This is a genomic window from Bacillus sp. EB106-04-02-XG92, assembly GCF_058791995.1.
The window spans coordinates 883265-905036 of sequence record NZ_JBYTEA010000001.1 but is presented as its reverse complement, the minus strand read 5'-3'; the positions used below and the strand labels follow the sequence as shown (position 1 = coordinate 905036).

General features: G+C 36.8%; 21 protein-coding genes, 1 pseudogene and 1 other annotated feature (1 of these 23 only partly in view). Of the genes and pseudogenes, 13 read left to right on the top strand and 9 right to left on the bottom strand.

Translation table 11 applies throughout. From position 1 onward, the window contains the following. Positions 1 to 201 (top strand) — a binding site (T-box leader) (it extends 28 nt beyond the left edge of the window). A 70-nt stretch (positions 202 to 271) separates the two neighbouring features. After that, positions 272 to 1528: a tyrosine--tRNA ligase gene (gene tyrS / locus AC3WVA_RS04775; RefSeq protein ID WP_046956195.1), complete on the top strand. Its 1257-nt coding sequence runs from the start codon at positions 272 to 274 to the stop codon at positions 1526 to 1528. A gap of 77 nt (positions 1529 to 1605) precedes the next feature. Here tyrS and AC3WVA_RS04770 read toward each other — a convergent pair whose 3' ends face one another. After that, positions 1606 to 1908 (bottom strand): YjdJ family protein, encoded by a 303-nt coding sequence (locus tag AC3WVA_RS04770; RefSeq protein WP_098344535.1) that lies wholly within the window; start codon positions 1906 to 1908, stop codon positions 1606 to 1608. Positions 1909 to 2058: 150 nt separating this feature from the next. Here AC3WVA_RS04770 and AC3WVA_RS04765 point away from each other — a divergent pair, with 150 nt between their 5' ends. Continuing rightward, the gene (locus tag AC3WVA_RS04765; protein ID WP_000050944.1) at positions 2059 to 2187 is read left to right on the top strand and encodes a hypothetical protein; all 129 of its coding nucleotides are present in this window, start codon (positions 2059 to 2061) and stop codon (positions 2185 to 2187) included. A gap of 66 nt (positions 2188 to 2253) precedes the next feature. Here the strand turns inward: AC3WVA_RS04765 and AC3WVA_RS04760 are convergent, their stop codons facing one another. The 5 genes and pseudogenes from AC3WVA_RS04760 to rpsD form a co-directional block, all read right to left on the bottom strand. Beyond that, a complete protein-coding gene (locus AC3WVA_RS04760; RefSeq protein ID WP_098344536.1) occupies positions 2254 to 2718 on the bottom strand; it encodes a hypothetical protein in 465 nt (154 codons plus the stop codon). A gap of 137 nt (positions 2719 to 2855) precedes the next feature. Next, positions 2856 to 3329, bottom strand: coding sequence for a hypothetical protein (locus tag AC3WVA_RS04755; RefSeq protein WP_098344537.1), 474 nt, complete (start codon positions 3327 to 3329; stop codon positions 2856 to 2858). A gap of 71 nt (positions 3330 to 3400) precedes the next feature. Next, positions 3401 to 3865: a hypothetical protein gene (locus AC3WVA_RS04750; RefSeq protein WP_000312819.1), complete on the bottom strand. Its 465-nt coding sequence runs from the start codon at positions 3863 to 3865 to the stop codon at positions 3401 to 3403. A gap of 3 nt (positions 3866 to 3868) precedes the next feature. After that, positions 3869 to 5478 (bottom strand): annotated as a pseudogene (locus AC3WVA_RS04745) (LXG domain-containing protein). A gap of 431 nt (positions 5479 to 5909) precedes the next feature. Further along, positions 5910 to 6512, bottom strand: coding sequence for a 30S ribosomal protein S4 (rpsD, locus tag AC3WVA_RS04740; RefSeq protein WP_001970982.1), 603 nt, complete (start codon positions 6510 to 6512; stop codon positions 5910 to 5912). A gap of 399 nt (positions 6513 to 6911) precedes the next feature. Here rpsD and megL point away from each other — a divergent pair, with 399 nt between their 5' ends. Beyond that, positions 6912 to 8090 (top strand): methionine gamma-lyase, encoded by a 1179-nt coding sequence (gene megL / locus AC3WVA_RS04735; protein ID WP_492321804.1) that lies wholly within the window; start codon positions 6912 to 6914, stop codon positions 8088 to 8090. Between the two features lie 63 nt (positions 8091 to 8153). Here the strand turns inward: megL and AC3WVA_RS04730 are convergent, their stop codons facing one another. Next, positions 8154 to 8633: a GAF domain-containing protein gene (locus tag AC3WVA_RS04730; RefSeq protein ID WP_098344540.1), complete on the bottom strand. Its 480-nt coding sequence runs from the start codon at positions 8631 to 8633 to the stop codon at positions 8154 to 8156. 147 nt (positions 8634 to 8780) lie between these two features. Here AC3WVA_RS04730 and refZ point away from each other — a divergent pair, with 147 nt between their 5' ends. Beyond that, a complete protein-coding gene (gene refZ, locus AC3WVA_RS04725) occupies positions 8781 to 9419 on the top strand; it encodes a forespore capture DNA-binding protein RefZ (RefSeq protein ID WP_048531755.1) in 639 nt (212 codons plus the stop codon). Between the two features lie 11 nt (positions 9420 to 9430). Here refZ and AC3WVA_RS04720 read toward each other — a convergent pair whose 3' ends face one another. Further along, entirely contained in the window at positions 9431 to 10375 is a 945-nt protein-coding gene (locus AC3WVA_RS04720; RefSeq protein ID WP_492321803.1) for a DMT family transporter, read from the bottom strand. A gap of 124 nt (positions 10376 to 10499) precedes the next feature. Here AC3WVA_RS04720 and AC3WVA_RS04715 point away from each other — a divergent pair, with 124 nt between their 5' ends. The 8 genes from AC3WVA_RS04715 (at position 10500) to AC3WVA_RS04680 (ending at position 20014) form a co-directional block, all read left to right on the top strand. Beyond that, complete coding sequence (locus AC3WVA_RS04715; RefSeq protein WP_098880515.1) at positions 10500 to 11342, top strand: LysR family transcriptional regulator; 843 nt, start codon at positions 10500 to 10502, stop codon at positions 11340 to 11342. 207 nt (positions 11343 to 11549) lie between these two features. Continuing rightward, positions 11550 to 13262, top strand: a complete 1713-nt coding sequence (ezrA, locus tag AC3WVA_RS04710) for a septation ring formation regulator EzrA (protein WP_098344543.1) — start codon at positions 11550 to 11552, stop codon at positions 13260 to 13262. Between the two features lie 168 nt (positions 13263 to 13430). After that, a complete protein-coding gene (locus AC3WVA_RS04705) occupies positions 13431 to 14573 on the top strand; it encodes a cysteine desulfurase family protein (RefSeq protein ID WP_098880516.1) in 1143 nt (380 codons plus the stop codon). Between the two features lie 6 nt (positions 14574 to 14579). Then, positions 14580 to 15794, top strand: coding sequence for a tRNA uracil 4-sulfurtransferase ThiI (thiI, locus tag AC3WVA_RS04700; protein ID WP_048531737.1), 1215 nt, complete (start codon positions 14580 to 14582; stop codon positions 15792 to 15794). An 80-nt stretch (positions 15795 to 15874) separates the two neighbouring features. Then, positions 15875 to 16072: an alpha/beta-type small acid-soluble spore protein gene (locus AC3WVA_RS04695; RefSeq protein ID WP_000091639.1), complete on the top strand. Its 198-nt coding sequence runs from the start codon at positions 15875 to 15877 to the stop codon at positions 16070 to 16072. A 175-nt stretch (positions 16073 to 16247) separates the two neighbouring features. After that, positions 16248 to 17834, top strand: coding sequence for an acyl-CoA synthetase MbcS (gene mbcS, locus AC3WVA_RS04690; RefSeq protein ID WP_098880517.1), 1587 nt, complete (start codon positions 16248 to 16250; stop codon positions 17832 to 17834). 91 nt (positions 17835 to 17925) lie between these two features. Continuing rightward, positions 17926 to 18357, top strand: coding sequence for a VOC family protein (locus AC3WVA_RS04685; protein ID WP_098344545.1), 432 nt, complete (start codon positions 17926 to 17928; stop codon positions 18355 to 18357). An 88-nt stretch (positions 18358 to 18445) separates the two neighbouring features. Further along, positions 18446 to 20014, top strand: a complete 1569-nt coding sequence (locus tag AC3WVA_RS04680; protein ID WP_492321802.1) for an amidohydrolase — start codon at positions 18446 to 18448, stop codon at positions 20012 to 20014. Positions 20015 to 20117: 103 nt separating this feature from the next. On the opposite strand, the gene AC3WVA_RS04675 is transcribed toward AC3WVA_RS04680, so the two are convergent. After that, positions 20118 to 20921: an NAD kinase gene (locus AC3WVA_RS04675; protein WP_098344547.1), complete on the bottom strand. Its 804-nt coding sequence runs from the start codon at positions 20919 to 20921 to the stop codon at positions 20118 to 20120. A gap of 205 nt (positions 20922 to 21126) precedes the next feature. On the opposite strand from AC3WVA_RS04675, the gene AC3WVA_RS04670 reads away from it, so the two are divergent. Next, a complete protein-coding gene (locus tag AC3WVA_RS04670; RefSeq protein WP_098344548.1) occupies positions 21127 to 21765 on the top strand; it encodes a DUF2953 domain-containing protein in 639 nt (212 codons plus the stop codon). Positions 21766 to 21772: the final 7 nt, after the last annotated feature.

Genomic DNA, 21772 nt, shown 5'->3' with positions numbered 1-21772 from the left:
ATCATTTCCCTGTTTTAGAGAGCTGATGGCCGGTGAAAATCAGCACATAGATGATCGCGAATTACGCCCCTAGAGCATCTTTTTTCGATTGAATGGTATTCAAAAGGGAAAAGACGGTGCTAAGCCGTTATGTAAATAAGGTGGTAGGCTTTTTTGGCCTGCAACTAGGGTGGTAACGCGATAATCAAAATCGTCCCTTATTTGAAGGGGCGATTTTTTTATGTTTTCAACCTTCACGCCAGTAATGAACTTAAAGGAGAGTATGTAGGATATGGGTATTTTACAAGATCTTGAATTTCGCGGTCTAATTAATCAGCAAACAGATGCTGAGGGACTTGAGCAATTGTTAGAAAAAGAAAGCGTTAAATTATACTGTGGTTTCGACCCGACAGCGGACAGCTTACACATCGGTCATATGTTACCAGTGTTAATGTTACGTCGTTTCCAATTAGCTGGTCACCAACCGATTGCACTTGTTGGCGGTGGTACTGGTATGATCGGTGATCCAAGTGGTAAAAAAGCAGAGCGTACGTTAAATACGAAAGATACAGTTGCTTACTACACAGAAAGCATTAAAAACCAACTTTCAAACTTCTTAGAGTTCGAAAACGTGGACAACCCAGCAACAATGGCTAACAACTATGACTGGCTTGGTAACTTAGATGTCATTTCATTCTTACGCGATATCGGTAAAAACTTCGGTTTAAACTATATGTTAGCAAAAGATACAGTAGCATCTCGTTTAGATACTGGTATTTCATTCACTGAATTTAGTTACATGATTTTACAATCATACGACTTCTTAAACTTATACCAAAACCATAATTGCCGCTTGCAAATCGGTGGTAGTGACCAATGGGGTAACATTACAGCTGGTCTTGAATTAATCCGTAAATCAGAAGAAGATGCGAAAGCATTCGGTTTAACAATTCCACTAGTTACAAAATCAGACGGTACGAAGTTTGGTAAAACAGAAGGCGGCGCAATTTGGTTAGACCCAGAGAAAACAACTCCTTACGAGTTCTACCAATTCTGGATCAACACAGATGACCGCGACGTTGTTAAATACTTAAAATACTTCACATTCTTATCTCATGAAGAAATTCTTGAGCTTGAGAAGCAAGTAGCTGAAGCACCAGAAAAACGTGCAGCACAAAAAGCATTAGGTGCAGAAATGACAAAACTTGTTCACGGTGAAGAAGCATTAGAGCAAGCGATTAAAATTTCAGCTGCATTATTTAGCGGTTCTGTAGCAGAACTGACTGCAAGCGAAATCGAGCAAGGATTCAAAGACGTACCATCTGTAGAACGTACTGCAGAAGATACAGTATTAATCGACTTACTTGTAGAAAGCAAAATCTCTCCATCAAAACGTCAAGCACGTGAAGATGTAACGAATGGTGCAATTTACGTAAACGGTGAGCGCACACAAGCATTAGACTACGTTGTAACAGAAAACGACCGCATCGAAGGTAAATTCACAATCATTCGCCGCGGTAAAAAGAAATATTTCTTAATTCGTTACTAATCAGAAACGAATGTAAACAAATAGTACCCCGAATTGTAGGCTGAAAAGTTTATGATTCGGGGTTTTTATGTATGAATTTAGATTACCTTACGAGTTCTTGTAAATAGAATATGAAGAATTAATACGAGCATATAAAGTAAGCTAATGAGCATAACAATAAATGCTGTTGGATAAAATTTTGCCGCATATATAAAGAAATCGATTTGATAAATATCTTCGTAATTTGAAACGGTGCCTTTAAAATAATTCGTAAACTTAGCGCTATATTTCCATTCATCGGGATCATCTATCAAATTACTCCCCTGATACCAATTAATAAGCGCAGAAGTAATAAAGAACATACATGCACTACCCAATTGAACCATTTGATTTATTGTCAAAATGAATCGACCTCCTATTTAATGGTTATTATAGCGTGCATTCATATTTCTGTAACCTTTTTGTTGTAATCTCCTTTTCGAGTTCATACGGAAATCACATGTAAGCGGTATGATAAATGTATAACAACTAGAAAGGAGTGGTAAAACAAAATGTCACTAGAAGCGCTCATTATTTTTTCTTTGCTAAACGCGGGTCAGCTTGCAGAGAATTCGAAGGTTGATGTACATAAAGAGCAGAAAGATGCTTATGTATATGTTCAGAAAGAGGAAAATAAATAACTTTAATATATATAAATAAAAGCTACTCGAAGTAACTGTTTTAGTTGTCTTCGGTAGCTTTTTACATTATGAATAGATAGGAATTAATTCTCGCTTGAAATCTTCGTACATTTCAAAGGCGATTTTCATGATTTCTTTGAGTTCATCGTAACTGTGGAAATATAGCACGGGTACTTTTTCCGTGTCATTTGATAACAATCTTATAAATATGTCCCAAGGGTCTCCAGATCTAACTTCACCATTATGCCATGCTTCCCAAATCAATTCAGCAACACCATATTTTAAGCTGATGTTGAATCTAAAGGTGTAGACATCTTTGTTTTTTACTTCTCCTACAATAAAAAAGTCTTCTTTTTTATTGTAACGAGCTTTATAGCCAAGAGACTCGAATACTTCAATAGCTTTTTCATTTTCATAGTTTTCAAATGTATTTGTTCTATCGGAAAATTTTTCTGATAATGCTTTATATCTCTTAATAAAATCAATTTTTGTAAGGCAGGCTTGTATTTCAGGTTGTAATGAATACGCCAATAATTACTCCTCCCTAATTTTTAATATTAGATCAAATAAAACAGTATACATGTTAGATACATGAAGAAATCCGGCTCTTGTGAGTCGGATTTTCTTTTTTTATATATAGGATAAGATTGCTTTTCTTATATATAAAATTATGAATAAATAGGAATTAATTCTTGTTTAAAATCTTCATACATACCTAAAGCAATTTTTAAAATTTTTTCTAAGCTGTCATAATCGTTAAATAGTACGGGCTTAATTCTAGTATCTGGAGAAATTAAAAGTCTTGAATATAGACTCCATGGACTACCTAATCTTAGTTCATCATTATGATAAACTACCCAAGTAAAATCCAGAACGTTTACTTTAATACCAATATTAAAATAAAATAAATTTTCTTTTTTATCACCTAGTTCTCCAACTTTTAAAAACTTTTCTTTTTTATCATAAACTGATTTATAACCTAGCTTTTCAAGTATTTGTTGAATTTCTTCAATATTGGGATTAGGAATGATTTCTTCGGCATCATAATTTTCTCTCGAAAAAGAAGAAAGTTCTGTGTATCTATTAACAAAGTCAATTTTTTTAAGTGCTGTTTCTATTTCAGGTTTTAATTTTAAGTTCATAATTAATTCTCCTAAAACCTTAAGTCTGTCCTTGTTTTTTAGTCATTACTTCATGTATTTTTAAGGTGAAATTATGAATAAATAGGAATTAATTCTCGCTTGAAATCTTCGTACATTTCAAAGGCGATTTTCATGATTTCTTTGAGTTCATCGTAACTGTGGAAGCATGGACGAAGTATTTTTTCTGTATCATTTGATAATATTGCTACAAACATAGCCCATGGATCTCCAGCTCTTATTGCACCATTATGTCGTGCAGACCAAATAAACTCAACAAGGCCATGTTTTAAACTAATATTAAATCTAAAAGTATAGATGTTTTTATTCTTGACCTCACCAACAATAAAAAAGTTTTCTTTTTTCATAAAACGAGCTTTATAGCCAAGAGACTCAAATACTGCAATTACTTTTTCGTTTTCATAGTTTTCAAATGTGTTTTCTCTATCTGGAAATTGTTTTGATAATGCTTTATATCTCTGAATAAAATCAATTTTCTCAAGTACCTCTTTAATTTCGGGTTCTAAATCATACGCCATCAATTATTCCTCCCTAAATCTAATATCAATATCATATTTTTCTTTTGCTAGCTTGATATATTCATCTATTTTTTTGAATTTTTTATTAGATGTTGGAATCTCTAAAATATGTCTTCCTTCTAGTAACTTTCCATCTATTCTCTCATATTTATTTGAACGAATTTTAGTTCCAACAGCATATTTATCTTTCATTTCTTTCAAATATTTTTCAAAAGTTTTAATATCAATATCTTCGAAATCTGTTGCTTTTCTAGAAACGATTTCTCCTTTACGTGGGTCATATGAATCTAATCTTTTACCATTACTTAAATGAAGCTCATCATGTGGGTACCACTCGTTGTCTTGAGCAGTTTTATTAAACTTATTTCCTCTTGCCATAGGTGAATCTTTTGTCCAATAATCACTCGCTTCTTTCCAGTTCAATCTATCTTTAGGTATTTTACCGTCTTTTGCTTTTCTAACGCAATATTCCGCATATTTTAATTCTAAATCAGATTCGACAAACTTACCATCTTTTAAAAGATTTTTAGAGGAACCCTCAGAAGAAGACTGGAACCTTTGCAAAGTATCGATACTATTTTGAACGGTATTATACCATACAAATGTACCATGTGTAGCAACACCTGCTCCAGCGGTTGTAAGAGCTAAATCAGCTGGGATAACAATTGGTGATGCTGCCCCGAAAGTTACTCCTTCTAACAATACGGTTCCAACATTTGATCCTGTTACAATAGCTATACCGCCCAAAATTTCAAAAATAGATCCTACCCCTGATACAAAATTACCCACAAGATTTCCGGCTTGAAAGGTTGTTTTGTTTTCTAATTCATTGCCCATTGGTAATTCTGCGCCTGTAAAATTTTCAGCGGCTGAATTACAAATTCCTTGGAAGAATTCCCAAGCGCCAATAGCTGTTTTTTCGTACCACGGTCTATTAGCTTCTTGTTCCTGCAAAGCCATTTTTTCTTCAATTTCTTTTTTTATTTCGGCTTCTTGAACTCTTTCCTCTGCAATTTTTTGAATAGAGGTTATCCATTCCATATTCAACCCTTGTGTACTAAATGTACCACTGGCGGGACTAAAACCTTTTCCGCTTTGTACTTCCGCCAAACCTGTCGCAATGCTAGCGGCTAGTTGGAGTGCAGTATCATAATTATTACTAGAAGTATAATTAAATTCATATAGATGTTCTAATTTTTCTTGCAGTTTTTGCCTCATGACAGTAAAAAGATTTACCATAGCGTCCATACCTGGGATCGACATAGTTTGGTTGAGCGCTTCTGTACTTGCTATCATTCGATCGATTTCTCGAATTTGTTCTATTATCTCCTGTTCGATAACATCTGTAGAAGCTACCTGTGATTGAAAGTCTCTTGGAAAGGCATCATTTTGAAGGATTAATTCTTCAAAATGATTCCTTGTGCTAACGGACGAAAGGTTTGTAAGAAATATGCTTTTGCACTGCTATATGTTTGTCCCTGTAGAACAGTATCCAATGCAAAAGCGTCAATAGAATGAATGATTTGTTCCATTCCTTGAATAGTAGCGTTACAGAAAGCGTTCATACTTTCTGTTTGAGCTTGTACTTCACCGAGATACATATTTAAAGACATGGACTTTCCCTCCCCTTACAAGAAAAATAATACCAATTTAAGGAAGTGGTTGTAAATGTAATATTCTAATTATTTAGCGAAAAAGGTAATCTTTCATTAAGTTTTATAATCTCATTCGGATATCTGGTGATGAAGAGGTTTTTAAGTTGAATGTGAATAGAAAAAGGGAAGGTATAGATTATGTACAAATAAATACGTTGTAAAAATAATGTTAACAAAAGGAGAGTACAGCAAAGAAAAATGAATTATGGGGTAGGTTTTTATTAATGTGGATAAAAATGGATGAAATTTTAGAGAGAGGGCTAAGTTTTATTTTGTTACATTGTTCCTTTTTTATACATATACCGGCTATATTTAATAAAAAAAGCCCAGGCCCCTTGATAAACAAGGTTCCTAAGGCTTTTAATAATACTCTTTTCAGAGTACCGAGATTAACGAGAGTAGAACTCTACGATTAATGCTTCGTTGATTTCAGCTGCTAACTCAGAACGCTCAGCGTGACGAGTGTAAGTAGCTTCTAATTTATCAGCATCGAAAGTTAAGTATTCTGGTACGAAGTTGTTAACTTCGATCGCTTCTTTAACAACAACAAGGTTGTTAGATTTTTCGCGAACGCTGATAGTTTGACCAGGTTTTACACGGTAAGATGGGATATCTACGCGAGCGCCATCAACCATGATGTGACCGTGGTTTACTAATTGGCGAGCTGCACGACGAGTGCGAGCTAAGCCCATACGGTAAACTAAGTTGTCAAGACGAGCTTCAAGAAGGATCATGAAGTTTTCGCCGTGCTTACCAGGCATTTTACCTGCTTGGTCAAATGTGCGACGGAATTGACGCTCAGTCATGCCGTACATGTGACGAAGTTTTTGTTTCTCTTGTAATTGTAAACCGTATTCTGAAAGTTTCTTACGTTGGTTAGGACCGTGAGGACCTGGTGCGTAAGGGCGTTTTTCTAATTCTTTTCCTGTGCCGCTTAGAGAGATTCCAAGACGACGAGACAGTTTCCAAGCTGGACCTGTATAACGAGCCATAGTTGACTCCTCCTTTAAAAATGTTTTTATTTACGTAAAATAAAAACAGACGTAATCGATATTTACGGGCATTTTGTTTTCATGTACCTTCGCTCCAGCAGCAGGGAGTTACGAGATACACCTCCGTAGAGGAACAAAATACAAACGATAAACTCACATTACAAGGCTGCCTTTTTATTTTACACAAACGCTATTATATCTTTTACCCAGAGTTTCGTCAAGCGAGTACGTTTTTGTTTTATGCATAAAAATTTTGGGAATTAATATAAGAAGGAATTTAAAACAATATAGAAGAAGAGATAGAAACACAAATAAAACGCTTACATAAAATGAAGGAAAACGTTCATCAAATTTTTATGGATGAATATGCGGCAATAAAAACATAAGGGGGATGTTTTTATGAAAAAGAAGCATATGGAGACAGCGTTAATTCATCACGGGTATACATCTGAGGAACATAAAGGAAGTTTAACACCACCGTTATTTCAAACGTCTACATTTACATTTGAGACTGCGCAGCAAGGAGAGGCGAGTTTTACGGGAGTAGATCCATCTTATATTTACTCAAGACTTGGAAATCCAACTGTAAAATTATTTGAAGAACGTATGGCGGTGTTAGAAGGAGGAGAAGAAGCTCTTGCTTTCGGATCTGGTATGGCAGCTATTTCAGCAACGTTAATTGGTTTTCTAAAAGCTGGAGATCATATTATTTGTTCAAATGGATTATATGGGTGTACGTACGGATTTTTAGAAGTGTTAGAAGAGAAATTTATGATTACGCATTCGTTTTGTGATATGGAGACAGAGGCTGATATTGAAAATAAGATTCGCCCAAATACAAAGCTTATTTTCGTTGAAACACCGATTAATCCAACGATGAAATTAATCGATTTAAAACAAGTAATTCGGGTTGCGAAGCGAAATGGATTACTTGTCATTGTTGATAATACGTTTTGTTCACCTTATTTACAAAGACCGCTTGAACTTGGTTGTGACGCAGTTGTGCATAGCGCGACAAAATATATTGGCGGTCACGGTGATGTTGTGGCGGGTGTAACGATTTGTAAAACGAAAGCGTTAGCTGAAAAAATTCGCCCGATGCGAAAAGATATCGGCGGTATTATGGCACCGTTTGATGCGTGGTTATTGTTACGCGGATTAAAGACATTAGCGGTAAGAATGGACCGTCATTGTGATAATGCAGAAAAAATTGTATCGTTCCTAAAAAATCATGATGCGGTAGAAGGTGTTTGGTATCCAGAAGGGGAGTTAGCATCTCGCCAAATGAAACGGGGCGGCGGTGTAATTTCTTTTTCAATTAAAGGCGGAAAAGAAGAGACGCAAGCGTTTATCAATGACCTTCACTTTATTACAATTGCGGTAAGCTTAGGAGATACAGAAACGTTAATTCAGCATCCGGCAACGATGACGCATGCTGCGATTCCAGCTGAGTTAAGACGAGAAATGGGTATTTATGATAATTTAATACGTTTATCAGTCGGTTTAGAATCGTGGGAGGATATCGTTTCTGATTTAGAGCAAGCGTTAAAGAAAATATCTACAGTTAGTAATCAATAAAAAAAGAGTGAGCTATCGGTTTCGTACGTGATGTACGCAATCGATAACTCGCTCTTTTCTTTTTTAAATATGTTTTAGGAGTGTTTCCACAAACTTTTCTAAATAGCGCTGATCTACTTCATCAAAACGATTTTTTTCAGGGCTATCAATATCAAGTACACCAATGACAGTTCCTTCTTTCACGATTGGTACGACGATTTCTGAATTTGAAGCACTGTCGCAAGCGATGTGTCCTGGGAATTGATGAACGTCTGCTACAAGCTGCGTTGTTTTCGTTTCAGCTGCAACGCCGCAAACGCCTCGTCCAAATGGAATGCGCACGCAAGCAGGCATTCCTTGGAATGGTCCAAGAACAAGCTGATTTCCTTCTGTTACATAAAAGCCAACCCAATTCACACGGTCTAAAAATTGGTTTAATAATGCGGACGCATTTGATAAGTTTGCGACTACGTTTAATTCGCCGGTTAATAATGCATCCAGTTGTTTAATTACCGTCTCATATTGCTGCACACGAGATCCTGCGTAACTTTCTTTAGTAAACATGGAAACAGCTCCTTTTTTATCGAGATGTGTAAAATATTAGCAAAATACGATGTATTTCACATGACTTTGTCGATAGAAAATTAAAGGAATTTGTCTTAAAAGTCAAGAAATTTAAACTATAGCTGTTCAGTGAGAGGAAGTGAGCGCATGAAACAGACGAAACAAAAAGTAATTGATGCGGCAATATCGTTGTTTAACACGAAAGGTTATGATGGAACGTCGGTGCGAGACATTGCAAAGCGAGCGGATGTGAATGTAGCGAATATTTCATATTATTTTGCTGGAAAGCAAGGCCTATTAGAGCAGCTTATTACTAATTTTTTAGAAGGGTATATTCATGTGATTGAAACGTCCTTTGAACAGAGAGAATATTTGTCGGCTAAAGATGTGATGGTGCAAACAGTGCGCGGGATTTTACGATATCAATTTGAAAATAGGGAACTGACACGTTTCTTCTACCGAGAGCTGTCGCTTGATACGACATTAATTCGCGAAGTGATGACCGTTTATTTTTCTAAAGAAAGATACTATATAGAGCAAGTAATTAGACAGGGACAAATGAAACAGGAGTTTAAGAAGGTATCTTTTACAATGTTTATGACGCAATTAAAAGGCATGATGAATATGCCGTTTTTATATCCGCAATATATATCAGAAGTGCTGCATTCTTTTCCGTCTGAGACATTTTTCTTAGAAATGTACACGAAAGAAATTGAACAATGGATGGAACAAACATTATGTATAACGAATATGTATCAGGAATGGCCAAGAGCTGTTCATATGTGAGAAATCCCCACCTAACGAACTGAGGTGGGGATTTTTGTGCTTTCTTTTCTTTGCCATACATTGTTGCATAATAGCGCGATAATTGTTAATGAGGCTCCGGCAATTTCAACTTTGTCGACTGTATAACCTCGAAAGATGGAACCGATAAGTGCAAGTACAGGAACTAAATTCATAAATAATATGCCGTTAATAGATGAAATATAGCGATTTCCTGTGTTCCAGCAAAATACAGCGATAACACCTGCAATAATCGACATATACAAGAGTTCAAAACGAACGTTCATAATTGTACGTAGTGACGGTACAGTAATGACGTTTGTGTAAGTGAAGAAAGAGACGATAACGATGAGTGAAATCGAGCCGAATAAACAAGTTAACGTCGTGTATCTAAGTGGTGACCAAGATTGAAAACGAGCACCACCGTTCGTGTAAATGACCCAGCAAGTAACGCCGCACAGCATAAGTATATTTGTTGAGAGGTGACTGGCAGCTCCAAATAATAAGTGCATATTTCCCTTTGAAATGACAAGCATAACACCGAGCAATGCAACGAACATACAAAGGAATGTATAGTTTTGTGGGCGTTTGTTTTTTGTTATCCACTGCAATAATAAAGCGATGAGTGGCATAAGAGATTGAATCATCGCGGCATGGATGGCTCCGGCAGGTCCGGCAAGTTGTTGACCGTAAAAAATGAGAAAACCATACCCAGCGAAACCGACCGTTCCGTAAAAGAATAAAGAAAGTGTTCTTTTCTCTAAGCGGAGTGAAGTTTTCCCTTCAGTGATGAGTAGTAAAATAAGAAAAATAATAGCTGCTGATCCGTACCGGATAGTTGTGAAGAAGAACGGATCGATAAACTGCAGGGCATTTGCCATGACAGGAAACATAAATCCCCAAGCAGTTACGGCAAGTAAGCATAGGGGGGATCCAAGTAGCATTTGTTTTTTATCCAAGAGTATCTTTCCCCTTTACATTTCGTTATAGTAAGTTGATGAAATAAGTATAAAGAGTAATTGTTTATAGAAGGAAATATCGATTTTTTATGACAGTTATAACTTTTTGTTAGAGGTGTGTACGATGGATTTGGAGGCAGTACGATCGTTTATTGAAGTAAAGAATACGCGAAGTTTATCAAAGGCGAGTAAGATTTTACATATTTCCCAGCCGGCGCTTAGTAAACAAATCCAAAGGTTAGAAGCGGATTTAGATGTTACTTTACTGAAGCGTTCCGCGCGAGGAGTGGAATTAACAGAGGCTGGGGAGTTATTTATAACAAGAATGTTACCGATTTTGGAACGCATACATGAAGTGAAAGCCGAAATGAAGAATTTTCAAGAGAAGCGGAAAATTTCCATCGGCATATTGCCGAGTTTAGCAGCACATTATATATCAAAATGTAATGATGTATTAGGTGACGGGTTCGAAGTAGAATGGAGAATTGAGCATACGAAAGTATTAATGGGACTCTTTAAAGACCGAAAGATTGAAGCAATGTTCATCGATTCAGTAGTAGAAGGCGCTGTGTGTGTAAAAGAAATACGAGAAGAAAAAATTGTTTGTGTCGTTTCAAATGATCATCTTTATAAAGAGAAAACAGTAATCCAGATGGAAGACTTGCAAAATGAAAAGTTAATCGTATATCCAGAAATCTGTGATGTAAGGAAAATGATCACGAATACGTTTCATGGGATAGGTGCGAAACCGATCATTGCATTTGAAACTTCTTATACAGAACCGATGCTTGCGATGGTCGGTGTTGGACTTGGTATTACGTTACTTCCAGAAATGTCAGTAGGGCAAGCGGTAAGGCAAGGAAATGTGCATGCAATTTCTATTGAACCACCACTTGTGCGCAAAATTTATTTCGCATCTCATATGGAAGAAGGCCCTTTATTACATTCATTTCATGATGAGAGGTAATCCAAACGGAATATTGAGAAAGATTACAATTGCATTGAAAGAAACATGAAATTTTAAAAAAAACTAGGTCAAAAACAAGCCATTACATGGTATGATTAGTACATTGTTAGTTGTTAAATATAGGGGAATTCCCTTTTTATACATAATGCCTTCCATTTCATAAACGGAACGGACAAAAAAAGAGATATAACTAGGAGGCTTTTTTGCATGGATTCTATCCTGACGATCGTTATCATTGTAGTAAGCTCTATTCTAGTGCTGCTCATGATAGAGCTTGTGATAAGAAATCGTTCATATAAAGATATTGAAGCACTTGAGCAGTGGAAACAAGAGATAAAAGATAAGCCTGTGGCAGATGAACTAAAGCGGGTAAAAGATTTAAATATGACGGGTCAAACAGAAGAACTGTTTGGTAAATGGCGTGAAGAATGGGATGAAATTGTATCAACAACCCTTCCGAAAGCTGACAAAGATTTAGCGCAAGCGCGAAAATTCGCCTCGCAATTCTCCTTCCGAAAAGCAAAGCATGCGATGAATGAATCCATAAGTGGTTTAGATGACGCTGATAATCGTATTACAGGCATTTTAAATGAATTACAGCAATTGTTAGAAAGCCATGAAAAGAATAGCTCGGAAATTGAAGAGTTACGTGATACATATCGTAGTATGAAGAAGAGTGTTCTTGCTCATAGACATATGTATGGAGCAGCAGAGCAGAAAATTGAAGAGATGCTAGACGCTGAATCTGAGAAATTTAAAAGCTTTGAAGAAGCAACAAATAATGGTGACTATTTAAAAGCAAGAGAAATTGTTATTAGTTTGGAAGAAGGTTTAGCAGGTTTAGAAATCATTATTCACCAAATTCCAGATTTATTGGTAGAGTGTCAAGCGACGTTACCAGTTCAGCTGGAAGATTTATTACACGGACATAATGATATGGTAAGACAAGGTTATGTATTAGAGTATTTGGAAATCCCTAAAGAATATCGCGATATGATGAAACAACTACAAACATGTTTAATGGATATACAGGAGCTTCATATAACGGAAGCGGCTGAAAAAGTAGAAAACTTAAAAACTCGTTTAGATGGCTTCTACGATCAACTGGAACAAGAAGTACGTGCGAGACATTATGTGGAACAAAAAACACTTTCTGTTTATGAAGACTTAGAAGAAATTCGTAATGAAACGATTGAAACAAAAGCAGAAACACAGCTCGTGAAACAAAGTTATCAGTTACAAGATAAGGACATTGAGTCTCAAAAAGTAATTGAAAAGCAAATGCACATTTTAATGAAACGTTTTGAAATGCTGCAATTACGCGTTGCGGAACAAGATATTGCCTTCTCTATCATTCGTGAGGAGCTAGAAGAGGTTTATGAGCAATGTGAAACGTTAAAAGTACTTCATGCAGAATATAAAGAAATGTTGCAAACGATGCGCAAAGAAGAATTTGAAGCGCGCGAGAAGTTACAAGAAATGCGAAATACTATTTTCGAAACGAAACGCTTTATGCAAAAGTCGAATTTGCCGGGTCTTCCAGAAAGTATTATGGAAGATTTAAAAAGAGGACAAATGGCAATGCAAGCTGTATACGAGCAATTAGAAGTGAAGCCGTTAAATATGAATGCTGTGAATAGCAGTTTAGAAGAAGCGTACACAACTGTTAATGGTGTAGCTGAAATGACAGAAGAGTTAATTGGACAAGCGTATTTAGTTGAAAAATTAATTCAATACGGTAATCGTTACCGCAGTCATGATGAGAACCTTGCAGAGAGCTTAAATTATGCGGAGAAATTATTCCGTGAATATCAGTACGATGCAGCTTTAGAACAAGCGGCTTCTGTGCTAGAGCAACTTGAGCCTGGCGTTGTTCAAAAAATAGCGGAATATGTAGACAATGAACAAACCCTTTCATAAGGGTTTGTTTTTTTGTGTAAATTTGAGGACGATGTTGCTATAATGAATAGCGGAATACAGTAAGGTTATTCGTTTTAAAATATAACGGAACCTTTTAGTAGTCTTAGCGTAATGACACGTATTTGTGATATGATTATATGATGTGACAGCGCTGAAAGGGGAAGAACGATGATCTATTTTGATAATAGTGCGACGACAAAGCCATATCCAGAAGCTCTTCAATCGTACGTAACGGTTGCAGGGAAATATTTTGGGAATCCTTCTTCTATTCATTCGCTTGGAGGAGAGGCAGAGCGTCTATTAACACAATCAAGAACAATTGCAGCGCAGCTTCTTCACGTTAAACCTTCTGAGATTATTTTCACATCAGGTGGAACGGAAGGGAATAACCTTGCGATTAAAGGGATAGCGATGAGGAATCGTTCGCGCGGTAAACATATCATTACAACAAATATTGAACACGCGTCTGTGTTTGAAGCATATAAACAATTAGAAGATCTCGGTTTTGATGTAACGTATTTACCGGTTAATGAGCATGGTGTTGTATCGGTAGAGGATGTAAAACGAGCACTTCGTGAAGATACGATTCTTGTGTCAATTATTCACGTGAACAACGAGACTGGAGCAATTCAGCCTGTTGCTGAAATTGGAACGTTATTATCGAATTATCCGAAAGTAAGATTCCATGTGGACCATGTACAAGGGATAGGAAAAGTACCGCTTAATTTATATGCTTCTCATATTGATCTTTGCTCAATATCTGGACATAAATTCCACAGTGTAAAAGGAACGGGTCTTCTTTATGTACGTGATGGTGTAAGGTTAGATCCAATTTTATCAGGTGGTCAACAAGAGCTGAAGTATCGCTCTGGTACAGAAAATTTACCTGGTATTGTAGCGATGGTGAAAGCACTTCGCATGACAATGGAACAAGTGAAAGAAAAGGTAGCTCATTTGCAAAGTTTACAAGCAGAGCTTGTTCGTTTCTTTAAAGAGATGGAAGATGTAACGATTAATACGTCGCTTGCATACGCAGCACCGCACATTTTAAATGTATCATTTGTAGGTTTAAAACCAGAAGTGGTCGTTCATGCTTTAGAAGAACACGGTGTATATGTATCAACAAAGTCTGCTTGTTCTTCAAAAGCAAATGAAGTGAGCAGAGTGTTAGTGTCAATGGGAGTACCGCATGCGGCTGCTGCAAGTGCTATTCGCATTAGTTTGGCACCAGAAAACACGATGGAAGAAGTAAAACAATTTGAAGGTATTGTGAAAGAAACAATGCCAAAATTATATGAAGTGATGAGGTAAAGGAATATGATGACATATGAATATATTTTAGTTCGTTATGGAGAGATGACAACTAAAGGTAAGAACCGTTCTAAATTTGTAAGCACATTAAAAGATAATGTGAAGTTCAAACTGAAAAAATTCCCAAATATTAAAATCGATGCAACGCATGACCGTATGTACATCCAATTAAATGGTGAAGATCATGAAGCAATTTCTGAAAGATTAAAAGACGTATTTGGTATTCATAAGTTTAACTTAGCGATGAAAGTACCGTCAGAATTAGAAGATATTAAAAAAGGTGCATTAGCAGCTTTCTTACAAGTAAAAGGTGATGTAAAAACATTTAAAATTACTGTACACCGTTCTTATAAGCATTTCCCGATGAGAACGATGGAATTATTACCTGAGATTGGTGGACACATTCTAGAAAATACTGAAGATATTACAGTAGATGTTCATAATCCAGATGTAAATGTACGTGTAGAAATTCGCAGTGGTTACAGCTACATCATGTGCGATGAGCGTATGGGAGCTGGCGGTCTACCAGTTGGCGTTGGTGGAAAAGTAATGGTACTTCTTTCTGGTGGTATCGATAGCCCAGTAGCAGCGTACTTAACGATGAAACGCGGCGTATCAGTGGAAGCAGTTCACTTCCATAGCCCACCTTTCACAAGCGAGCGTGCGAAACAAAAAGTAATCGATTTAGCACAAGAGCTAACGAAATACTGTAAACGTGTAACACTTCACCTTGTTCCATTTACAGAAGTGCAAAAAACGATTAATAAAGAAATTCCATCTAGCTATTCAATGACAGTTATGCGCCGTATGATGATGCGTATTACAGAGCGTATTGCAGAGGAGCGTAATGCACTTGCAATTACGACTGGTGAAAGTCTTGGACAAGTAGCAAGCCAAACGTTAGATAGTATGCACACGATTAACGAAGTAACAAATTATCCAGTTATTCGTCCACTTATTACGATGGATAAATTAGAAATTATTAAAATCGCTGAAGAAATTGGCACATATGATATTTCAATTCGTCCGTACGAAGATTGCTGTACAGTATTCACACCAGCAAGCCCAGCGACGAAGCCGAAGCGTGAAAAAGCAAATCGTTTTGAAGCGAAATATGATTTCACACCATTAATCGATGAAGCTGTAGCGAACAAAGAAACAATGGTATTACAAACGGTAGAAGTAGTGGCGGAAGAAGAAAAATTCGAAGAACTTTTCTAAAACCATAAATTACCATATCTAAATCGTGTATGAAGTCATGTTATTTATCACACTCTATACTCACAAGGAGGTGATATAACATGTCACGTAGCACAAATAAATTAGCGGTTCCTGGTGCTGAATCAGCATTAGACCAAATGAAATACGAAATCGCTCAAGAGTTTGGTGTTCAACTTGGAGCAGATGCAACAGCTCGCGCTAACGGTTCTGTTGGTGGTGAAATCACTAAACGTCTAGTTTCACTAGCTGAGCAACAATTAGGCGGTTTCCAAAAATAATCCCATATAAGATGGCTTAGAAAGAGCGGGTTCTCCCGCTCTTTCTTTTTGTTGTTTGCATCGGTATACATTCATTTCGACATAGACATAAAAAATTTGTCAAAAGAAGAGGGTTCAAAATAGACAGAAAATTCTTTATTATATAAGGGAGGCATAAAGAAAAAGGAGGATGTTTATGAAAAGAGAGGAATTGTTGGCGCCGCTGTCTTATAATTTAGTTTCTGAAATAGAGAAATATATAGGGGATAAAGATAAGCTTGCTTTAATTTGGCAAGATGATAAAGGGAATAGACGAGAAGTTACATACGCTGAGCTTATGCAAGGTGCGAATAAAATTGGAAACGCTTTTATAAAGAGTGGTCTGCAAAAAGGGGACAAGCTTCTCATTATGATGCCGCGCTTAATTGAAGCGTACATGACGTATATCGCTGCGATTAAAGCAGGATTTGTAGTAATTCCGAGTTCGGAAATGTTACGCAAAAAAGATATCGAATATCGCATTGGACATGGGGAAGTGAAAGCAATCGTAAGCTATGAACCATACATTGGACAGTTTGATGATATAGAAGCTATGGAATCTCTTCAAAAATTCGTTCTGAGCGAGCAGTCAGTAGATGGATGGATTAATTTAAAAACAGCGTTAGAAACAGAAAGTGATATGCTAGAAATGGCGAAGACAGATAAAGAAGATATGGTCTTTTTATCTTACACGTCAGGGACGACAGGAAACCCAAAAGGTGTTGTTCATACGCATGCGTGGGCATACGCACATTTACGTACGAGCGCTCCAAATTGGCTCGGAATTGAAGAGGATGATGTTGTGTGGGCGACGGCTAGTCCAGGCTGGCAAAAGTGGATTTGGAGCCCGTTTTTAGCAACTCTCGGATCAGGAGCGACAGGATTTGTATACAACGGTAAATTTGAACCGAAAACATATTTAAATTTATTAGACGATAATAAGGTGAATGTGCTTTGTTGTACGCCGACTGAGTATAGATTAATGGCAAAAGTAGAGAATTTAAGCCAGTACAATTTAGAAGCGTTACATAGCGCTGTATCAGCAGGTGAGCCGTTAAATAGAGAAGTCATTGAAACGTTCCAAAAGCACTTTCATATTACAGTACGAGACGGCTATGGGCAAACGGAAAATACATTGCTTGTTGGTGTAATGAAAGGGATGGATATTAGACCAGGATCAATGGGAAAACCAACGCCAGGTAACCACGTTGATATCGTAAATGAAGAAGGTATTCCAGTAAAAGTGGGCGAAGTTGGTGATATCGCAGTTCACATTGAAACGCCAGCCCTCTTTAAACAATATTATAAAGATGATGAGCGCACAGCGATGCAATTCCGCGGTGATTATTATATTACTGGCGATAAAGCGAAGAAAGATGAAGACGGTTATTTCTGGTTTGAAGGGCGTGGTGATGATATTATTATTAGCTCTGGTTATACAATCGGGCCGTTTGAAGTAGAAGACGCGCTTGTAAAACATCCTTACGTAAGAGAGTGCGCAGTTGTCGCAAGCCCTGATGAAATTCGCGGAAGTGTCGTGAAGGCATTTATCGTATTAAGAGAGAATATAGAAAAGAACGAAGAAATATTAATTCCAATACTCCAACAACACGTCAAAGAACTTACTGCACCATATAAATATCCTCGTAAAATTGAATTTGTAGATGAACTACCAAAAACGATTTCCGGAAAAATTCGCCGTATTGAACTTAGAAAACAAGAGATGGAGATTCCTTCAAAATAATTTCGAAAATAGTTGAATGCACTGTAAAACGTATGGTATTATAGAAGCGAACATAAGTTCGATTTTATAAATTAAAAAAAGAGGTGTCCGTATGATTTTAGGTATTAATCCGTACTTAGTTTTAGATGGTAGTGGGCAAGAAGCTGTACAGTTTTATAAAGAAGCGTTAGATGCAAAAGTAGAAGTCATGCAAACTTTTGGTGACATGCCTGAAAATCCAGAATATCCGATTCCAGCTGAGGCGAAAGAGCGCGTTTTACATGCCACTTTAAAAGTTGGGAATACGGACCTTATGATTTCTGATACATTCCCAGGTCAAGGGCATGCAATCGGATCTCAAGTAACAATTGCAATTCACATTAGTAATGCAGAAAAAGCAAAAGAAGTATTCGAAAAGTTACAAGAAGGTGGCGAAGTTATTATGCCACTTCAAGAAACGTTCTGGAGCCCAGCATACGGACAACTAAAAGATAAATTTAGCATTGAATGGCAAATTACAACGTCTACTACTGAACAAAAATAATTTTTGGAAAAGCACCATTTTTAATCGAAATGGTGCTTTTTATATACGAACGAATTTCGTAGACTAAAGAGAAAAGGGGGATAAGCATATGGGAGAAATTTGGTATGGAGGCACCATTTACACGATGCGAGAAGAGAATGAAAAAGTAGAAGCTATTTATGTTGAAAACGGTATGATTGTTGATGCTGGGAGTAAGGAAGAGCTAGAAAGTCAATATTCAGACATGAAGTTGTGTGACTTAGAAGGGAAAACAATGATTCCAGGTCTCGTTGATAGTCATATGCATCTTATTGGGCATGGAGAGAGGTTACTTCGTCTAGATTTATCAAATTGTACATCTTACAGCGAAGTGCTGACTCTCGTTCGGAAACGAGTAGAAGAAGCTCCAAAAGGTTCTTGGATTATTGGAGAAGGCTGGAATGAAAATAATTTTACAGATACAAAGCAAGTTCATGTACGTGATTTAGATGAAATCTCTAAAGAACATCCAATATTATTAAAGCGAGTTTGTCGTCACGTTACATGGGTGAATTCATACATATTGCAAGAAGCGAGCATAACAGAAGCGACGCAAGACCCGAAAGGCGGGAAAATTGGCCGTGATTCATTAAATATGTTAACCGGGCTTTTATATGAACAAGGGCAAGAGTTAATTAAACATGTGCAGCCTGAAATTGATGAAGCTTATTTACAAAGGGCTTTGCAAACAGCAATTAAAGACTGTTGGCAATATGGTCTCGTTGGTGGGCATACGGAAGATTTAAATTATTACGGTGGCTTTAGAAAAACGCACAATGCGTTTTCTCATGTTATAAAGAAAATGCCATTTAAAGCACATTTACTCGTTCACCATGAAGTAGCACAGGAACGAAAAGAATATGAAAATGAACACTATATTGAGTTTGGTGCGATGAAAATTTTTTCAGACGGTTCTTTTGGCGGAAGAACAGCTTTATTAAGTGAACCGTATGAAGATGCGCAAGAAACAAATGGAGTTGCAATTTTCTCGCGCAAAGAGCTTGCAGAGTTAGTGAAAAAAGCACGAGATTTACATATGCCAGTAGCAATTCATACAATCGGTGACTTATCTCTTGAATATGTCATTGATGCACTTGAATTATATCCACCAGCAGAAGGATTACGCGACCGCATTATTCACTGTCAGCTAGCTCGTGAAGAGTTGGTTGAAAGAATGAAACATTTGCCGGCTATTATCGATATTCAGCCCGTCTTTCTGTCATCAGACTTCCCATCAGTTATTGAAAAACTAGGCGAGCATCGTCTTCGTTATGCATACGCGTGGAAGACGTTACTAGAAGCAGGATTACACTGCAACGGTGGATCTGACGCGCCAATTGAACAAGTAAATCCGTTTTTAGGCATATATAGCGCTGTTACACGCAGAAGTTTTATTGACGGTGTATGTTATATGCCGGAAGAAAGATTAACGGTATATGAGGCGATCTCTTTATTTACGACAGGAAGTGCCTATGCAATCGGAAAAGAAGCGAAGCGAGGACAAATTACAAAAGGATATGAAGCGGACTTTACGGTATTAGACCGCAATATTTTTGAAATAGAGGCGGAAGAAATAAGAGAAGTACAAGCAGCGATGACTGTAATTGATGGGAAGATTGTGTATAGGAAAGACGTGTGAAAATATATCAACTTACCAACAAAAGCTAACAATAGTGGCCGATAGCGAGAAAAATAAAAAACCGCCAAATTATGGGATTTCATAATTCAGCGGTTTTTTCATGCTATAAAAACGTTCTCTGTACTTTTTCCCAGAAGGAATTGTTTTTTAATTTAACTGTTTTAATTTGTTTATCGCTTAAGCGTACAACAGCTTTTTCTACTTGTTTAATGCTAAGCGCTTCATTATCCAAACCGATAACAGGATAATCATTACCGTCTGGTCTTAGTTTTAAAGTTAATGTACGTTCGTGATTTAAAATGAACGGTGAACCGAGCGTACGGTATGTGTTGTTATTTAATGATGCTAGCTCGCTTACTTGGAAGCAAGGAATCAGTGGATCGACAACTGCACCATGTAATGATTTATTGTAAGCTGTACTTCCTGTTGGGGTAGAAACGACTAAACCGTCCCCTCTAAATGTTTCGAAATGTAGATTATCAACGTGAACATCGACAACGAATGTTTTAATGATGCTAGAACGTAATGAGAACTCATTTAAACAATGGAAAGATGTACCGTGATCTACATCTACTTGAATTGTTGGGTATTTTCGCACTTCAATTTCATTTTTTGTAATTTCTTGAAGGGCTGTATCAACGTGATCAATATGGAAATCGCAGTAGAAAGAAGTTTCATCTTTCGTAGAAATCCCTGCGTATAAGCAATCTTCTCTAAAACCAGTTTTACGAACGGCTTGTAAGAAAGTTGCATCATCTCCAACACTGACGATAGCGTTTGCATTTTTTGGATGATCTAATATGGTAAATCCATTCTCTTCTAAAATACGATAGATTGGGTTCATTTTTTCAACGAGTGTTGCTTTGTCATCACCATAAAAGAAAAATAAATTGCGACGATCTGCCATTATGTATCCCTCCACTGCAGTTAAATTTTCTGTTCTTCGAGCTACATATCATCAGAATACGTTCCCTGACGATATGTTCAAATAATATATTTCGATATAAAATGTCAAAATACCTTTTTATTTTTAGAAAAATTTTTATATTCAATCTTATAGAATTCTGTTTAACGATGAATAAACTTGTCGATAATGGGTACGGAGTGAAAGGATGATACGTATGAAGTGGTTCGTAATTGGAATAATAATTCTTCTCCTTTTTATTTTGCTTATACTATTGTCGAAAATAAAGCTTAAAGTGACATTTTTATATTCAGAAATGGAAAAGCAATGTTTGTTTCAAGTGAAAATATGGATGATTCGCTATACATTTGATGTGTTGGAAAGAATTGAAAAGCAACAGAAGAAGACAGGGCAAAAGATTGAGAAAGCTGAAGAGGACGGCGGATTAGAGAATAAAATTATAGCGCAACTGGATAGTATGGGGGAACTGATAAAAAAGCTGCAAGAAGTTCATACTATTGTTAAAGATTTTCTCAAACGAGTGAAAATCAATGGTTGGAAATGGCACACACAAATTGGAGCAGGCGACGCAGCTAGCACTGGAATTGTCACTGGATATGCATGGGGGACAAAAGGAATGGCTGCTGGAGTTATAGGACAATATATGCATATTGTCGATGTACCAGAATTTGAAATTACTCCTGTTTTTCAAGGGAAAGGATTTGCATCAAGATGTGAATTAACGGCATCTTTTCGCATATTTCGTGCTATAAAAACAGGAATAAAATTACTCGTATTTATGAGAAGACAAAGATCTGGTACGACTGAAAAATCTGTTCAAGCATAGGGGGGAT

Excerpts from the sequence above, each read along its gene's own strand:
- tyrS (WP_046956195.1), top strand. The coding sequence starts at position 272 with ATGGGTATTTTACAAGATCTTGAATTTCGCGGTCTAATTAATCAGCAA.
- AC3WVA_RS04765 (WP_000050944.1), top strand. The coding sequence starts at position 2,059 with ATGTCACTAGAAGCGCTCATTATTTTTTCTTTGCTAAACGCGGGTCAG.
- AC3WVA_RS04755 (WP_098344537.1), bottom strand. The coding sequence starts at position 3,329 with ATGAACTTAAAATTAAAACCTGAAATAGAAACAGCACTTAAAAAAATT.
- AC3WVA_RS04750 (WP_000312819.1), bottom strand. The coding sequence starts at position 3,865 with ATGGCGTATGATTTAGAACCCGAAATTAAAGAGGTACTTGAGAAAATT.
- rpsD (WP_001970982.1), bottom strand. The coding sequence starts at position 6,512 with ATGGCTCGTTATACAGGTCCAGCTTGGAAACTGTCTCGTCGTCTTGGA.
- megL (WP_492321804.1), top strand. The coding sequence starts at position 6,912 with ATGAAAAAGAAGCATATGGAGACAGCGTTAATTCATCACGGGTATACA.
- AC3WVA_RS04730 (WP_098344540.1), bottom strand. The coding sequence starts at position 8,633 with ATGTTTACTAAAGAAAGTTACGCAGGATCTCGTGTGCAGCAATATGAG.
- refZ (WP_048531755.1), top strand. The coding sequence starts at position 8,781 with ATGAAACAGACGAAACAAAAAGTAATTGATGCGGCAATATCGTTGTTT.
- AC3WVA_RS04715 (WP_098880515.1), top strand. The coding sequence starts at position 10,500 with ATGGATTTGGAGGCAGTACGATCGTTTATTGAAGTAAAGAATACGCGA.
- ezrA (WP_098344543.1), top strand. The coding sequence starts at position 11,550 with ATGGATTCTATCCTGACGATCGTTATCATTGTAGTAAGCTCTATTCTA.
- AC3WVA_RS04705 (WP_098880516.1), top strand. The coding sequence starts at position 13,431 with ATGATCTATTTTGATAATAGTGCGACGACAAAGCCATATCCAGAAGCT.
- thiI (WP_048531737.1), top strand. The coding sequence starts at position 14,580 with ATGATGACATATGAATATATTTTAGTTCGTTATGGAGAGATGACAACT.
- AC3WVA_RS04695 (WP_000091639.1), top strand. The coding sequence starts at position 15,875 with ATGTCACGTAGCACAAATAAATTAGCGGTTCCTGGTGCTGAATCAGCA.
- mbcS (WP_098880517.1), top strand. The coding sequence starts at position 16,248 with ATGAAAAGAGAGGAATTGTTGGCGCCGCTGTCTTATAATTTAGTTTCT.
- AC3WVA_RS04685 (WP_098344545.1), top strand. The coding sequence starts at position 17,926 with ATGATTTTAGGTATTAATCCGTACTTAGTTTTAGATGGTAGTGGGCAA.
- AC3WVA_RS04680 (WP_492321802.1), top strand. The coding sequence starts at position 18,446 with ATGGGAGAAATTTGGTATGGAGGCACCATTTACACGATGCGAGAAGAG.
- AC3WVA_RS04675 (WP_098344547.1), bottom strand. The coding sequence starts at position 20,921 with ATGGCAGATCGTCGCAATTTATTTTTCTTTTATGGTGATGACAAAGCA.
- AC3WVA_RS04670 (WP_098344548.1), top strand. The coding sequence starts at position 21,127 with ATGATACGTATGAAGTGGTTCGTAATTGGAATAATAATTCTTCTCCTT.